The sequence below is a fragment of the Pseudomonas viridiflava genome (assembly GCF_900602065.1).
Taxonomy (GTDB): domain Bacteria; phylum Pseudomonadota; class Gammaproteobacteria; order Pseudomonadales; family Pseudomonadaceae; genus Aquipseudomonas.
This window is the reverse complement of record NZ_UWFN01000078.1, coordinates 1-457: the sequence shown is the minus strand read 5'-3', so window position 1 is coordinate 457 and position 457 is coordinate 1. Positions and strand designations below refer to the sequence as shown.

The 457-nt window shown below is 58.0% G+C and carries 1 pseudogene; it reads right to left on the bottom strand.

Features of this window, described 5'->3' with window-relative positions:
* Positions 1 to 421 (bottom strand): annotated as a pseudogene (locus EE949_RS01080) (GGDEF domain-containing protein); the annotation flags it as partial.
* Positions 422 to 457 lie beyond the last annotated feature (36 nt).

The following is a 457-nucleotide window of genomic DNA, read 5'->3' as shown; positions in this document are numbered from 1 at the left end:
GGTAATGGAGCTGGTGCGGGCTTTCGCTGTAGGTCATGACCACCATCGGCATCAGCGAGGACAGCACAGTGCCGACCGCTGCGGTTGTTTCCAGCGCACGACGAGACGTCATGCGCTGGATCTACAACAGCAAGGCGATGAACATTGGGGTAATCACGCACAGTCGGCCGATTGCGACGTAGAAAAACATGTCGCGCAACATCAGCCAGTCGCTGAGCAGGTACAGGTTGTAGATCAGGCCGCCACCGATGCCGACTACCGTGATGAATCGACGGCGTTGTTGCTGGGTATCCGCTTCGTAACGTCGTTCGAGTTCAGGGCTGAACCGCAGCTTGCCCACTCCAGAGGCAATGGTTCGCTCAACCTCGGCAAGGGTCTGCGAGTCTTCCAGCGTTGGGCGATCAAGGGCGGGAGTGAGCATGTGGCACCGGGTTCATCACATCGAATCCATTAGGAC